This window comes from Glutamicibacter sp. BW78, from assembly GCF_002332245.1.
Lineage (GTDB): Bacteria > Actinomycetota > Actinomycetes > Actinomycetales > Micrococcaceae > Arthrobacter_H > Arthrobacter_H rhombi_A.
The window spans coordinates 174,512-189,333 of sequence record NZ_NRGU01000039.1 but is presented as its reverse complement, the minus strand read 5'-3'; the positions used below and the strand labels follow the sequence as shown (position 1 = coordinate 189,333).

13 protein-coding genes are annotated in these 14,822 nt (G+C 65.9%); 10 read left to right on the top strand and 3 right to left on the bottom strand.

Going from position 1 to position 14,822, the window contains the following annotated elements:
• Positions 1-8 precede the first annotated feature (8 nt).
• The 6 genes from trxA (at position 9) to CIK75_RS13675 (ending at position 5,774) form a co-directional block, all read left to right on the top strand.
• A complete protein-coding gene (gene trxA, locus CIK75_RS13700) occupies positions 9-377 on the top strand; it encodes a thioredoxin (RefSeq protein WP_096224469.1) in 369 nt (122 codons plus the stop codon).
• A gap of 26 nt (positions 378-403) precedes the next feature.
• Positions 404-1,699 (top strand): MFS transporter, encoded by a 1,296-nt coding sequence (locus CIK75_RS13695; protein ID WP_096224468.1) that lies wholly within the window; start codon positions 404-406, stop codon positions 1,697-1,699.
• A 109-nt stretch (positions 1,700-1,808) separates the two neighbouring features.
• Positions 1,809-3,215: an MBL fold metallo-hydrolase gene (locus CIK75_RS13690; RefSeq protein ID WP_086996507.1), complete on the top strand. Its 1,407-nt coding sequence runs from the start codon at positions 1,809-1,811 to the stop codon at positions 3,213-3,215.
• A 111-nt stretch (positions 3,216-3,326) separates the two neighbouring features.
• A complete protein-coding gene (locus CIK75_RS13685; protein ID WP_086996505.1) occupies positions 3,327-3,992 on the top strand; it encodes a TetR family transcriptional regulator in 666 nt (221 codons plus the stop codon).
• Positions 3,976-4,938 (top strand): ABC transporter ATP-binding protein, encoded by a 963-nt coding sequence (locus CIK75_RS13680; RefSeq protein ID WP_086996502.1) that lies wholly within the window; start codon positions 3,976-3,978, stop codon positions 4,936-4,938. Before CIK75_RS13685 ends, CIK75_RS13680 begins: the two co-directional genes overlap by 17 nt.
• On the top strand, positions 4,935-5,774 hold the full coding sequence (locus CIK75_RS13675; RefSeq protein ID WP_086996500.1) for an ABC transporter permease subunit: 840 nt from the start codon (positions 4,935-4,937) through the stop codon (positions 5,772-5,774). The genes CIK75_RS13680 and CIK75_RS13675 overlap by 4 nt, the downstream gene beginning before the upstream one ends.
• Here CIK75_RS13675 and CIK75_RS13670 read toward each other — a convergent pair whose 3' ends face one another.
• Together CIK75_RS13670 and CIK75_RS13665 are read right to left on the bottom strand one after the other, a co-directional pair.
• Positions 5,775-6,389, bottom strand: coding sequence for a DUF805 domain-containing protein (locus tag CIK75_RS13670; RefSeq protein ID WP_342744366.1), 615 nt, complete (start codon positions 6,387-6,389; stop codon positions 5,775-5,777).
• A gap of 117 nt (positions 6,390-6,506) precedes the next feature.
• Entirely contained in the window at positions 6,507-7,661 is a 1,155-nt protein-coding gene (locus CIK75_RS13665; protein ID WP_241895462.1) for a helix-turn-helix domain-containing protein, read from the bottom strand.
• 211 nt (positions 7,662-7,872) lie between these two features.
• Here CIK75_RS13665 and CIK75_RS13660 point away from each other — a divergent pair, with 211 nt between their 5' ends.
• Genes CIK75_RS13660 through CIK75_RS13645 form a run of 4 tightly spaced genes read left to right on the top strand, consistent with a single transcriptional unit; the run spans position 7,873 to position 13,875 of the window.
• Positions 7,873-9,195: an MFS transporter gene (locus CIK75_RS13660; protein ID WP_086996494.1), complete on the top strand. Its 1,323-nt coding sequence runs from the start codon at positions 7,873-7,875 to the stop codon at positions 9,193-9,195.
• Positions 9,196-9,212: 17 nt separating this feature from the next.
• Complete coding sequence (locus CIK75_RS13655; protein WP_096224467.1) at positions 9,213-10,895, top strand: thiamine pyrophosphate-dependent enzyme; 1,683 nt, start codon at positions 9,213-9,215, stop codon at positions 10,893-10,895.
• Positions 10,892-12,613: an amidohydrolase gene (locus CIK75_RS13650; protein ID WP_096224466.1), complete on the top strand. Its 1,722-nt coding sequence runs from the start codon at positions 10,892-10,894 to the stop codon at positions 12,611-12,613. Before CIK75_RS13655 ends, CIK75_RS13650 begins: the two co-directional genes overlap by 4 nt.
• Positions 12,610-13,875 (top strand): M20 family metallo-hydrolase, encoded by a 1,266-nt coding sequence (locus CIK75_RS13645; protein ID WP_096224465.1) that lies wholly within the window; start codon positions 12,610-12,612, stop codon positions 13,873-13,875. Before CIK75_RS13650 ends, CIK75_RS13645 begins: the two co-directional genes overlap by 4 nt.
• Here CIK75_RS13645 and CIK75_RS13640 read toward each other — a convergent pair.
• On the bottom strand, positions 13,872-14,744 hold the full coding sequence (locus CIK75_RS13640) for a LysR family transcriptional regulator (protein ID WP_086996769.1): 873 nt from the start codon (positions 14,742-14,744) through the stop codon (positions 13,872-13,874). The two genes, CIK75_RS13645 and CIK75_RS13640, sit on opposite strands and share 4 nt — an antisense overlap.
• Positions 14,745-14,822: the final 78 nt, after the last annotated feature.

The following is a 14,822-nucleotide window of genomic DNA, read 5'->3' as shown; positions in this document are numbered from 1 at the left end:
GAGTCACCATGTCCACCATCGATCTGACCGAGAAAAACTTCGAGAAGACTCTCCAAGACCATTCCATCGTCCTGGTGGATTTCTGGGCGGCCTGGTGCGGGCCCTGCCGTTCGTTCGCCCCCACCTACGAGAAGTCCTCCGACAACCACCCCGACGTGCTCTTCGGCAAGGTGGACACGGAGGCCGAACAAGCCCTGTCGGCTTCCGCCGGCATCAGCTCGATCCCCACGTTGATGGCCTTCCGCGAGGGTATCCTCGTGTTCAGTCAGCCGGGCGTCCTGCCAGGGAAGGACCTGGAAAAGGTCGTCGAAGCCGTCAAGGACCTCGACATGGATGCCGTCCGCTCCCAACTGGAACAACAGAACCGGCAAGCTTGAAACCCGCGCCCGGAGGGAGTCCCTGCATGAAGGGGAAGTCCGGCGCGAGCATCCCCGTGTTGGGGTTGCGGGCGAATGCCCCGCAGTTCGTGCTGCTCGTGGCGGTCAACGCCCTCGTCGGTGGAATGGTGGGCCAGCAGCAAACGGTGCTGCCCCTGCTCGCCGGCGCCGAGTTCGGCCTGACCGGGTACACGTTCATCTTTTCCTATGTCGCGGCCTTCGGCATCGCCAAGGCCGTCAGCAACTGGTTCGCCGGAACGCTCTCGGACCGTCACGGACGCAAACCAGTGCTGCTGATCGGCTGGCTTTTCGCCGTCCCGGTCCCCTTGATGCTCATCCTGGCCCCCAGCTGGGGATGGGTCGTGGCCGCGAACATTCTGTTGGGCATCAACCAGGGTCTGACCTGGTCCACCACCGTGGTGATGAAAATCGATCTGGTCGGACCGAATCGACGCGGCCTGGCGATGGGGTTCAACGAAGCGGCGGGATACGGTGCCGTGGCCATCACCTCACTGCTGGCCGGGCATCTGGCCGAACAATTCGGTTTGCGTCCCGCCCCGTTCCTCCTCGGGATCGCCTATACGGCCCTAGGGCTCGTGCTCACCGGCCTGTTCGTCCGCGAAACCAAGGGCCACGCCCGGTTGGAAGCAGAACAACAGGCGATCGCACGGTCTGCGGGCCCCGCCCGGGAGGGTGCGCAGCTGGACAACCGGCGGATCGCCGAGCTGACCAGCTTCAAGGACCCCTCGCTCTCCTCGGCCAGCTGGGCTGGGTTGGTGAACAACCTGAACTTCGGGCTCTCCTGGGGGGTCTTCCCCCTGCTGTTCGCCACAGCTCACCTCAGCGACGGGCGGATCGGACTCCTCTTCGCCATCTACCCGGGCGTCTGGGGCCTTGGGCAGCTAGTCACCGGAGCACTGTCCGACCGGATCGGGCGCAAACAGCTGGTGGTCTGGGGGATGGCCGTCCAGGGAGTTGCGCTCGCCGTCATCGCCGCCGGAGACGGCTTCGGCATCTGGGCGGCAGCGGCCGCGCTGCTGGGGGTCGGAACCGCGATGGTCTACCCCACGCTGCTGGCCGTTGTCGGGGACGTTGCCCATCCAGCCTGGAGGGGGAGGGCCGTGGGGGTCTACCGGGTCTGGCGTGATGCGGGCTACGCGGTGGGTGCAATCGCGGGCGGCCTGGTGGCCGACGCCTTGGGCTTGCAGGCCGCGGTCGTCATGGCAGCGATCCTGAGTGTACTCATGTCGATCATCGTTGCCGTCCGGCTGAAGGAAACCCATCACCCCATCCCCGCCGGAAACACCCCTACGCACTACTAAAACAGTTTCGACCCGGGGAGCCTATCGGTTGAGGAATACCCCCGGGTGTATTATCATCATTAATGAAACCAATACCCCCTGGGGTATCGAATCACGCGAAGGAGATCGCATGCTACTCGAGCGCATTTACGACCAGGACCTGGCGCAGGCAAGTTACTTCATCGGCTGTCAGCGCAACGGCGAGGCCGTGGTGGTCGACGCCCGTCGCGATATCGCCACCTATCTCGACCTTGCCGCGGAAAACGGCATGCGTATTGTCGCGGTGACCGAAACCCATATCCACGCCGACTACCTCTCAGGTACCCGTGAACTGGCCGCTGCCACCGGGGCCGAAATGTATGTTTCCGGCGAAGGTGGCCCCGACTGGCAGTATGACTTCGAGGCCAACCGCCTGTATGACGGTGATGCCGTCACCATCGGCAATATCAAGCTCACCGCTTCGCATACCCCCGGGCATACCCCTGAACACCTCTCGTTCCTCGTGACCGATGGTGCCTTCGCCGATCAGCCGGGCTTCATGCTCTCCGGCGACTTTGTCTTCGTCGGGGACCTCGGGCGGCCGGATCTGCTCGACGAGGCAGCTGGCGGAGTAGATACCCGGTTCGAAGGCGCCAGTCTCATCTTCAAGAGCCTGCAAGAAAAGTTCCTGAGCCTGCCGGACCACGTTCAGGTCCTGCCGGCCCATGGTTCGGGTAGCGCCTGCGGCAAGGCCCTCGGCGCGGTCCCGGCGACCACCGTAGGGTACGAGCGCCTGTACTCGTGGTGGGGCCCCTACGTTGCCGCCAATGACGAGCAGGGTTTCGTGGACGAGCTGCTCAATGGCCAGCCCGATGCCCATGCCTACTTCGGCCGGATGAAGCGTGAAAACCGCGATGGCCCGGCGATGCTGGGCGAACGCGCCGCCTTGAAGGAACTCTCCACCGACGACGTTCGCCGCGATCTCGAACTGGACACGGTGACCTTCGTCGATACGCGATCACACCACGAGGTGCATCAGGGCACGGTGGACAACTCGCTGAACATCCCCGCTGGTCAGAAGATTGCCAGCTATGGCGCCTGGGCGGTGGACCCGGAAACCGATGGACGTCCACTGGTCCTCCTGGCGGCCAGCCAGGAGCAGGCCCAGAACATCTGGGACCACCTGGTGCGGGTCGGGATCGACCGGGTCGCCGGCTACGTCACCGGCCTCGAGGGGCTCCCGATGCATACCCCGGCGTTGCTCCAGCCCGAGGAGCTCGAGGGCTTCGACGCGGCACTCGTGCTGGATGTGCGCAATAAGACCGAACACGCGGAGGGCCACATCCCCGGCTCCGAACAGCTCAGTGGCGGGCGCGTCCTGTGGCACCAGGACGAGCTGCCGACCTCCGGCACCATCGTGACCTACTGCCAGAGCGGGGTGCGTAACTCGGTCGCCGCCAGCGCCCTGCGCCGTGCCGGTCACGACGTCATCGAACTCGACGGCAGCTACGCCGGCTGGGAGGAGTGGAAGGGAGCGGGTCAGGTAGTGAATGCCTAGGCTCATTCCCTGACGAAGGAGGCTGATCCGCTGATGCGGGTCGGCCTCCTTCTGTGTGGGGTCAACAGGAAAACCCTTGACTTTATTGAACTGCTGTTTAGTATATTAAACATGCGTTCAGTTGATGGTGATGTCACCACCCGCGCCAGGATCCGCGATGCCGCGATCACCCTCTTCGGGCAGCGCGGCTTCGCCCGGGCCACGGTCCGAGACATCGCCTCCGCCGCCGAGGTCTCCCCGGGGCTGGTCATCCACCATTTCGGGACCAAGGACGGGCTGCGCCGGACCTGCGATACCCACGTGTTGGAAACGGCCCATGAATCGGCCACCGCCAAGTCCCAGGACCCCACCGAATTGCGGGACGCGCTGAGCGGATATCTGGCCAACCCCGGTGAGTACGAACGGGAGCTCGCCTATATCCGGCGATCGGTGGTGGACGATTCGGCGGCAGGGGACTCCCTCTTCGACGCGTACTTCTCACTGACCTTGCAGATCCTCCAGGATGGCGCCCGCGCCGGGACCATGCGCCGGGTCGATGATCCCGAAGCCACCGCAGCCCTGATGGTCACCCAGTCGTTGGGCCTGCTGGTCCTGGGCCGCCACGTTGCCCGCGGTTTGGGACAGGAGGGGTTCGGTGTGGAAACCATCGACCGACTCGCGGTCCCCGCCGCCGACCTCTACACGCATCCGCTGTATATGGACTCCGCGTTCCTGAAGGCGACGCGGGAAGCCGCCACCACGCGTGTGGGAAAGGGCAGTCATGGACCACGTCGTTGAGGTCATCGGGCTCCGTAAGAGCTACGGGGCGAACGAGGTTCTGCACGGTATCGACATCGCCGTTCCACGTGGATCCGTTGTCGGGGTCATCGGCCCCAACGGTGCCGGCAAGACCACGCTGATGCGCTGCCTGCTGGATATCATCCGCCCCAGCGGAGGAGACATCAGTGTCCTGGGCACCCCATCACGCGACGCCGGACCCGAGATCCGTCGACGTATCGGCTATCTGCCGGGGGAATTGATCCTCGAGGGCAGGACCACCGGGCGGCGGCTCTTGCGCCACTTCGAGGACATCAGCGGACCCGTCAAACCCGGCAAAGTCCAAGGTCTCGCGGAACGTCTTGGGCTCGACCTGGACCGGCAGACCCGTCGACTCTCCAAGGGTAATAAACAGAAGCTCGGGATCATCCAGGCCTTCATGCACGAACCCGAGCTACTGATCCTCGACGAACCCACCAGCGGGTTGGACCCGCTGATGCAACAAGAATTCCTGTCCTTGGTTTCCGAAGCGCGCGAAGCCGGGCAAACGGTTTTCCTCTCCTCGCATGTCATCAGCGAGATCCAACAGGCAGCAGACACCGTGGCGATCCTGCGCGAGGGGTCCATTGCCACCATCTCCACGGTCGCCGAACTGCGTGAAGGAGCGATCAGCCGGCTGCGCATCCACAGCCCGCTGCCCGTGGAGCAAGTGAGGGGGCTGCTCGGGAGGTTGGAGGGCCTCGGCGGGCTGCGGCTCGAGGAGAAGCACGACGGCGACGGCCGGCCCGTGTGCCAAGCCTCGGCGACGTGGTCGGGCCCGGTGGCTGAGCTGGTGGACCTCCTGCCCCAACTGCGCGTCGTGGACCTGGCCTTGGAGGAACCGGATCTGGAAGAAGTGGTACTGGGTCTCTACCGGGCCCCGGGAGCCACCGACGGGCAACACACCGCTGGAAGGGCCACGTCATGAGCGCCACCGCACTGCATCGCCGCCGGGAAAGCCGTCCACAAATGCTTCCACTCTTCTTCAAGGCCCTGATCGACGCGAGGGCCTCGATGCTCATCTGGGCCGTGGCCATGTTGGCGGTGATGGGCCTCTATCTGCCGCTCTACCCGTCCATCGGGGGCAGCGAGCAGATGAAGCAAATGATCCAGTCCCTACCCCCGGAACTGGTCGACGCGTTGAACTACGGTCAGATCACCAGCGGGCCGGGCTACACCCAGGCGACCGTCTTCGGCCTGATCGGCTTCCTGTTGATGACGATCATGGCCGTCGGCGCCGGGGCGGCGGCCATTGGTGGGGATGAGGAGTCCGGTCTTCTCGAACTCACCCTGGCCCACGGGGTGACCCGCAGCCAGGTGGTCCTCGAGCGCGCCGGGGCCCTGGTCGTGAGGATCCTGGTCCTGCACCTGTTCATTCTGGCCGTGTTGCTGGTCCTCAAGGGGCCTGCGGAACTGGGGATCGACGCCGGTCATGCCGCGGCAGGGGTGCTGATGTTCGCCCTGTTGGTCTTCCTCAACGGTTCCTTCGCCCTGCTGGGCGGTGCCATCGGGGGGCGGCGGATCCATGGGATTGGTGTCGGGGCCGTGGTGGCTGTGCTGGGATATGCGTTCAACGCGATCGGCAACCAGAATGCCCAGCTGGAATGGTTGCACGGCCTCTCGCCCTACTACTGGGCCTACGGACAGTCCCCGCTGGTGGGCGGGGTGGATGTCCCGGCGGCCCTGCTGTTGGCAGGTGTGGGCCTGGCCTGCACCGGGTTCGCGGTGCTGGCATTGAACCGCCGGGACATCCGTGGGGCGTAACTAGCCCTGGGTCGGATCGGTGGGCTGCTGGTAGCCCTGCGGGGGGTTCTGTCCCGCGAAACCGCCTGCCGCCGGTGCTCCGGGGTAGCCGGCCGGTGCGCCGAAGGCGTTCCCGTGGGCTGCAGCGCCGCCATCGGCGTCGAAACGAGCGCCTTCGGGGACGGAGGGCATGATCATGAGGACCAGGACCACCAGCCCGCCGAGAATCGGCACCAGGATCAGCAGGTACAAGAGACCGCTGAAGTTGCCGTCATGCAGGCGGCGGACGCCCAGGGCGATGGACGGGATGATGATGGCCAACCCATAGAGCCCGATCAGCACGGTGGGGATGGTTCCGCCGGCACCCATTTCACCGGTGACGGGATCAGCGCCGGCCAGCCCGAATCCGATGGCCAAACCGTAGAGCACGATGTAGATGATCGCGTTGAAGAGTGCGAAGAACCAGTACTCGCTGCGGCTGGCTCGACCCGAGAAGGTCGCATACTTCTTGAAGAAGCGTTTGATGGCCTGGCCAAAGCTGGCGCCGTAGAGCGGCTGGTCCAGGGGAGCCTCGCCGTATGCGGGCATGGTGACCCCCCCGGGGTTGCCGTAGGGGTTGGGGGTGCTGCTGCTCAAAGTTTCCTCCATCGAAAGTATTGCGGGTGATCGGGAATAGTCTTTCAGATGGAGCCTTGACATGCGATGGGGAGTACTCCCCATGTCTTGTCGTGTCGCGGCCTTGCGTGGGCGGTCTCAGGCCCACGCCACCACGAGCCGGGCTGCCTGAGCCGGAATTGAGAGGTCGATTCCCGTGAGCGAGGCGAACCGGCGCATGCGGTTCATCAACGTATTTCGATGGCAAAACAGGAGCTGGGCCGAGGCCGAGACACTTCCGGTTTCGAGGTAGGCTCTGGCCGTTTCCACGAGTCGTTCCCGCTCGCCGGGCCCGCATTCGCTGAGGGTCCTCTCGACGTCGGTGGCCAGTCCGATGCCCTCGGATCCCAATCGGGCCCGAGCCAGCCGACCCCAGGCGGTATCCAGGCTCAGGGCCCCTTCATCTTGGGCGGTGGCCAGCTGGGCGAGTTCCAAGGCCAAGGTGCTGGCATCGTGCAATGCCCCCACCCCCTGGACCTCCTCGACCAGGCCGCATCGCAGGGTGGAAATGCGATCCGCAGCTTCGTACAGCGCGGACCCGGGCTTTGAACCGGCCGGCCAGAAGGCCAGCAGGGCATCGGCGAACGGGTGCGTGAAGATCTCCGTTCCCCGTCGTGCGGCGAGGGCGATGCTCACGCGCAGGGCGGGAGCATCCTCGCCGGCTGCCACGGCAACGTCCAGCCGTGCCCCGGGATCCAGGCCCAGTGCCGCGGCGGCTTGCTGAACAACGGTGCTCGGCGGTGGCGTCTCACCGAACAGGGAAGCGACCAGGCCCTGCCTGACGGAGGAGGCCTCGGTGGCCATGCGCTGGCGTTCGGACATATAGGCGCCCTGGCTCTGGCTCGCATAGGCATCCACGACCTGCCAAACACTGTTCGCCCGGGCCACCAACAACGGGGCGTCCGATGGCGAGGAGAGTGCTGTCAGCGCATCCCACAGGACGGAGAAGTCCATTCGGATGGCCGTCATCAGGGCGTCCAGCGGGATATCCGCCCGGGCGCGGGAGACCCCGACGTCGGTGGCGATACCGACCTTCACATCGTGCAGCTCCGCGGGATCGGCAGGTGCCCCGGTAGGGTCGGTGGAGCGCAGGCTGGTGATCAGTGCCGCGAAGGATTGCTCGCCGGTGCGTCGGACCTCGGTGGTGGGCAGCAGCGCGTCACGATAGTAGGGCAGCTCCAGCACCCGGGCCAGGAAGTCCGACGTCAGCCGGGTGACTTCCAAACCGTCGAGCAGGCTGTTCCAGCGCGCCACGTCCACATTCGCCGTCGTACCGTGATTTTCCACTGTTCGTGGAGTATTTTCCGAACCCATACCGTTACTTTATGTGCTTTTGCACATATCCGGTCGTCGAAACGGTGACGATTCACTCTTCAGGTGACCGCCCTCACACTGGAAGACTGGAAGGCATCAACGGGCAGGGCGGTGATCGCCGTCCTGCCTCGGCACCAGTGCGGAGGCACCCATGACACAAGCAGCGAACCTCGAAGCCGGGGCTACCCACCAGGTCACCGACAAGGAGGCCACCAAGGTCGCCGTCGGCGCCCTCGTGGGTACGGCCCTGGAATGGTACGACTTCTTCCTGTTCAGCGCCGCGGCGGCGCTGATCTTCAATGTCCACTACTTCACCAACGAGAATGCGACGGCTGCTGCCATGGCCTCCTTCGCGACCTTCGGCGTCGGACTGGTGGCCCGTCCGCTGGGCGGGATGTTCTTCGGCGCCATGGGCGACAAGATCGGCCGGCGTAAGACTCTGATGATCACCATCATCGGCATCGGTTTGATCACCGGGTTGATCGGGCTGCTGCCCGACTACGCGGCCATCGGGATCGCCGCACCGATCCTGCTGGTGGTGTTGCGGATCTTCCAGGGTCTCTTCGTCGGCGGCGAATGGTCGGGTGCCATGACGATCGTCGTGGAGAACGCCCCGCTGAAGCGCCGGGCCCGCTACGCCGCCCTGCCCCAGATCGGCTCACCGATCGGCACCATCCTTTCCTCCGGTGGATTCTTCCTGGCGACCCTGTACTTCTCGCAGGACAGCTTCACCTCCTACGGCTGGCGCATCCCCTTCCTGGCCGCCTTCCCGATGCTGCTGCTGGCCCTGTACATCCGCTCGCGGCTTGACGAGTCCCCGGTCTTCACCGAGATGAAGGAAGCAGGAGCCACCGAAGCCGCCCCGATCCGCACCGTGGTGCAGCGGAACTGGAAACACATCATCGTCGGCATGGCAGCTGCACTGCTCGGCGTGGGCGGCTTCTACCTGGTCACCGCGTTCATGGTCTACTACGGCACCACGATCCTGGGCTACAGCGCATCGCTGATGCTCCTGGCCACAATCATCGCCGCAGCCGTGGAAATCCCCGTGCTGCTCGCCGGCGGCCGGCTCTCCGAGAAGTTCGGGGCCAGCAAGGTCATCACCTACGGCGGCATCGTCTCGGCACTGGTCGCGGTCCCCGCCTTCCTCATGGTCGGCACCGGGAACCCCGTCGTCGTGGTGTTGGGCGTGACCATCGCGGTCGCCACCCTGTCTTTCCCCTACGCCGCCTCGGGCACCGTGCTCACCGGACTCTTCCCGGCCAGCACCCGGTACACCGGCGTCGGGTTCTCCCAGAATGTCGCCGGCATGCTCTCCGGCTTCATCCCGCTGCTCGCCGTCAGCGTCACCGCAGCGGCAGGAAATCACTGGTGGCCCGCCGCCGCGATCCTGGTCTTCCTGTCCCTGTTCACCGCCGTAGCCGGCGTGCTCGCCCCGCGGATGAGCGTGGACCTGCCCGGCTTCAAGCACTAACCCGAAGGACATTACGCATGAGCACCTCCGCAGGACACCTGATCGTCCGCCAACTCGAGGCCCACGGCGTCCGCCGCGTCTACTCCGTCCCGGGGGAGAGCTTCCTCGATGTCTTGGACGGACTGCATGATTCACCGATCACCACCGTGGTCGCCCGGCAGGAGGGCGGCGCCGGATTCATGGCCCTGGCCGAATCCCGGCTCACTTCAATCCCGGGCATCACCCTGGTCACCCGCGGCCCCGGAGCCGCCAACGCCATGATCGCGGTGCACACCGCCTGGCAGGACGCCACCGCGCTGGTGCTCTTCGTCGGGTTGATCCCCGTCGCGGACCGGGGACGCAACTCCTTCCAGGAGTTCAGCCTCGACGGCTGGTTCGGGACGACGGCGAAACGCGTGATCGTGCTCGATGACGAACACCGCGCCGCCGAAGTGGTTTCCGAGGCCATGCACGCCGCCGCCTCGGGCCGCCCGGGCCCGGTGGTGGTGGGACTACCCGAGGACGTCCTGGTCCGGATGACCGACGCGCAGCCGGTATCCCCGCGTCCCGTGCCCGCCCCCGTTCCCGATGCGGCCTCGAACCAAGAACTGGGCGCCCGGCTCGGTGCCGCCCAACGCCCGCTGATCATCGCCGGCGGCGACGGATGGGCCCTACCGGCCCCCGGAAAAGAAGGGACGGCAGGGGTTGCCCTCGCCGCCTGGGCGGAACAAGCCCACGTGCCGATCGCCGCGGATTGGCGGGCCTATGACACCGTCCCCCACGACTCGGCGGCATGGGCCGGATACTTGGGCTACTACCGCTCCGACGCGCTCGCCGAAGCACTGGGGCAGGCCGATCTGCTGGTGTTCATCGGCTGCGCCCGCACCGATGTCCTCTCCGACGGGTATACCCGCGGCCTCGAGGCGGAAACCGTCCTCGTCCTCCCCGAACCCGAGGCCACCGGGCATGCCGGGCGGATCGACCAGCAACTGATGGCCACCCCTGCCTCCTTCACCTCGGCCCTGCCCCACGTCGAAGGAGCCCGGGGGAGTCGCGGCAGTGAATGGATGGACCGGCTGACCGCCGAGCAACGCGGATTCGCCACCCCGCAACCTGAAGACCCGGCCACCGGAGTCGACCTTTCAGTGGCCTTTGGATTGCTGGAAGCGAAGCTGCCCGCCGATCGGATCCTGACCTACGGCGCAGGCAACGCGACCCTATGGGGTCACCGCTACCTCAAGCATTCCGGGCCCGGCACGCTGGTGGCCCCCCGCAACGGGGCCATGGGTGTTTCCATCCCGGCGGCCGTAGCCGCCACGCTGGTCCACCCCGAGCGGGTATCCGTCGCGATCTGCGGGGACGGGGACTTCATGATGAACGGGCAGGAACTGGCCGTGGCCATGGCCCACGGGGCGGCGCCCTTGGTGGTGGTGGTCGACAACGGGGTCTTCGCCACGATCGTCCAACACCAGGAACGCCATTACCCCGGGCGGCCCTCCGGCACCGCGATGACCAACCCCGACTTCGCGGCCCTCATCGCGACCTTCGGCGGCCACGGGGAGGACGTCAGTGACACCGCAGAGGCCGGGGCAGCGATCGACAGGGCCCTTGAAGCGGTCACCGTGCGCAAGGTCCCGGCACTGCTGCACCTGCGCATCGACCCGGCGACCATGCCGCCGTCGACAGCTCTCCCCGCCTTCGGGGCGGGAGCCGAGGCATGAAACTCGACCTGATCCTGCGCGGGGCCGACATCATCACCCTCGAGAACGAGCGCCCCCGCGCCAACAGCCTCGGGGTGCTGAACGGGCGCATCGCCGGATTCGATGAGGAGCTCACCGGCTGCACCGCCGAACGCGATATCGATCTGAACGGGGCCACCCTGGTCCCGGGGTTCATCGACGCACACTGCCACACCACGTGGTGGGGCCTCGGGCTGGAATCCGTGGACCTGGCCCAGGCCAAGGGCCTGGACGAGGTCTACACGTTATTGGAAGCAGAAATGGGACGGCTCGAGGCTCTCGAGGCAGACGCCATGACTGGCCCGGATGCCGACCCGGCCTGGCTCCAGGGCACCGGGTTCAATCACGAACATCACGGAGGAGCGTTCCCCGACATCGCCCGGCTCGATGCCATCAGCGGGGACCGGCCGCTGTATCTGCGCCACGTCTCAGGCCACCAATCGATCACCAACACCGCGACCCTGCGCCTGGCCGGCGTGCTGGAAGACGGTTTCGAGAACCCTGTCGGCGGCGCAGTCCTCCGCGACGACGCCGGGAAGCCGACGGGAGTCGTGGAGGAATCCGCGCAGGCACTCATCCAGACCCTGCTGCTGCCGTATTCACGCGATCAGATCGTCGCCGCCCTCGACGCCGCGACGACCCGCTACGCGGCCCAGGGCATCACCAGTTTCACCGAAGCCGGCATCGCCGCCGGATGGATCGGGCACTCCCCACTGGAGGTCGGCGCCTACCAGGAGGCCCGCCGCACCGGACGGCTCCATGCCCGCGCCCAGCTGATGCCCGTCCTGGACGCCCTGCACCCGGTCACCGGCCATACCGAGGACCTGCACGGCGCGGGGCAGGGACGCGGACTCGATCTGGGTCTGGGGGCAGGATTCGGCGACGAATGGGTATCGCTGGGACCGGTCAAAGTGTTCATGGACGGTTCACTGTTGGGGGCCACGGCAGCAGTAACGGAGGACTTCTGCGGTCATCCACACCAGCGCGGATACCTGCTCGACGACGAAACCACCTACCGCGAACGAGTGGCCGGTGCGTACCGAGCCGGCTGGCCGATCGCCCTGCACGCCATCGGCGACGCGGCCATCGACCTGGCCCTTGACCTGGTCATCTCCTGCCAGGAAACCTACGGGCAGAACCTGCTGCCCAACCGGATCGAACACTTCGGCATCGCCCGCCAAGACCAGGTCGACCTCGCCGCGCAACACGGCATCGCCGTCACCCCGCAGGCCGCGTTCATCGGACCGCTGGGGGACCAGATGGCCGAGCTCGTCGGCCCCGACCGTGAAGGCTGGCTCTACCGCGGACGCTCCATCGTCGACGCCGGCGGACTGCTGGCCGGTTCCTCAGATCTTCCCGTGTCCGATAATAATGTCCGGCGCGGCATGCAGGCCTGGGTCGACCGCCGCACTGACGGAGGGCGCATCCTGGGCGGGGTGAACGACGACGGTATACCCGTCGAGGCGCTGACTGCCGAGGAAGCTCTGCGCAGCTATACCGCCTGGGCCGCCCGCGCCACCGGCACCCTCGACGACAAGGGCACCCTGCGTACCGGGAAACTCGCCGATTTCGTCGTCCTCTCCGGCTCTCCGCTGGAGGTCGCAGATATTTCCTCCCTCGAGGTAGTGGCAACGATCCTCGGCGGCCAATTCACCCACACCACCTACCCGATGACCGCCTCGAATGGAGACCTTGTATGAGCAACACCGCCACGTCCACCTCTGCCGTCGAACACTCCGAGGTAGCCCGCGCCTTCCTGACCGATTTCCGCTCCATGAGCACCTTCGGCGCCACCGCGGGAGGGGGAGTGGACCGCCAGGCCGGCACCGCTGCCGACGGTCAGACCCGAAACTGGTTCCGTGGCCTTGTCGAGGGCCACGGTTTCGAGGTCCGCTACGACGCGGTCGGGAACCAGTTCGCCTTGCTCGAACTCGTGCCCGGGGCACCCTATGTGGCGTTGGGATCCCATCTGGATTCCCAGCCGCTCGGCGGCCGGTTCGACGGGGCCTACGGTGTGCTGACCGCAGCCCACGCGGCCATCCGGTTGCAGCAGGTGGCCGAGGGCGCGAAGTTCAATATTGCCGTCATCAACTGGTTCAACGAGGAGGGCTGCCGCTTCAAACCCTCCATGATGGGCAGCTCGGTGTTCACCGGCAAACTCCCGGCCGACCAAGTCCTTCAAACGACCGATCCGCAGGGCACGACCGTGCGTGAGGCGCTGGAGTCGATCGGCACCATCGGCGATTTCAGTCTCGATGTCGCCGCCTACCTGGAGATCCACATCGAACAGGGCCGCTCCCTGGAGAACGACGGGCTGACCATCGGTTTGGTGGAATCGACCTGGGGCGCGAATAAATACGAGTTCGTGGTCCACGGCGAGCAGGCCCATACCGGGGCGACCATCATTGCCGACCGTCACGATGCCCTCTTGGGGGCTTCGCTCTTGGTTGCCGCGGCCCGGGATATCGCCGACGAATACAGCACCGAGGATCATGCGGTGATCACCTCCTGCGGGGAATTCACCGTCTTCCCGAACTCTCCGGTGGTCGTGGCCAGTCGGGTGAACCTGCTGGTGGATCTGCGCAGCACCGATCCCGATGTCCTGGCCACCGCCGATGCCGAACTACACCGCCGCATCGCGGCCATCGAGCAGCGTGCCAGCGTGTCGATCGAGCGTGGGGCCGAACATATCTGGGCCGCCAAGGCCTACGACGCCGCAGGCATGGAACTGGCTGCCGCGTCGGCGGAAACGCTGGGCCTGTCTCATGGCACGGTGCGCACCTTAGCCGGCCACGATTCGACGAACATGAAGGACATCGTCCCCACGATCATGCTCTTCGTCCCCAGCGTCGAGGGCATCTCCCATAACGAGAAGGAACTGACCTCGGATGAGGACATGCTCGCCGGCGTTGACCTGTTCACCGAGCTGTTGGGCCGGGTCGTACGCGGGGAATTCGTCTAACCCTCCACGGGTAGCAGGTCCAGGAAGGCCCGGGCCGCGGGCGAGGGGTTGAAGTCGCTCCACGCCAGGTATTCGATGCGGGTTGGCCCATCGTCGACCTTGATGGTCCTGAGATTCGGGCCCGGCGTGACGAAGGCCGGAGGCAGAAGCGCGATGGCCAGGCCCTGCCTGATCATCCCCAAGGTGAAATCCGTGGACATCGATTCGAAGGCGACCTCTCGGCGCAGGCCGGCGGCCTTGAAGGCGAGGTCGCTTTGGGTCCGGCCGGGTGTGCCTTCGGGGAAATCGGCGAAGGTCTCATCGGCCAGGTCCGCCAGACGCAGCCTCTTCCTCCCGGCCAGACGATGGCCGGAGCCGAGAACAGCCACCAATCGTTCGCGGGAGAGCTCCACGGTGCGCACGCGGGCCGGAACCGTCTTTTCGGCCATGCCCAAAAGCGCGATATCGAGTCCCCCCGCAGCGATGGCCGCGATGAAGTCATCGCTTCCACCGCTATTCAAGACCACCCGGACTCCCGGATGGGTCCGATGGAAGGCGCCCAGGGCGGCAGGAACGTCCAGGGCAGTCACCGTCGGAATGATGCCGACCCTCAAGGTGCCCCTGACCTGGCCGATGCTGGCGGAGGCATCTGCAGCGGCGCGCTCGGCTGAATCCAGGCTTGCCCTGGCGGCGGGAAGAAAAGCGGCCCCTTCCTCGGTGAGCTCAACGCGGCGACTCGTGCGCGTGAAAAGTTGGACGCCCAGTTCGTGTTCCAGGGATTTGATCTGGTGGCTCAGCGCCGACTGGACGACGAAGCACTCTTCGGCCGCCCGGGTGAAATTGCGGGTCCGGGCCACGGCGAGCACATAGCGAAATTGTTGAAGTTCCATGAATCCATCGTGCATGACGATTGTTCCCATGAAAAGCATGTGTTGGACTCATGGATCGCTTACGGCGACATTGGAAGG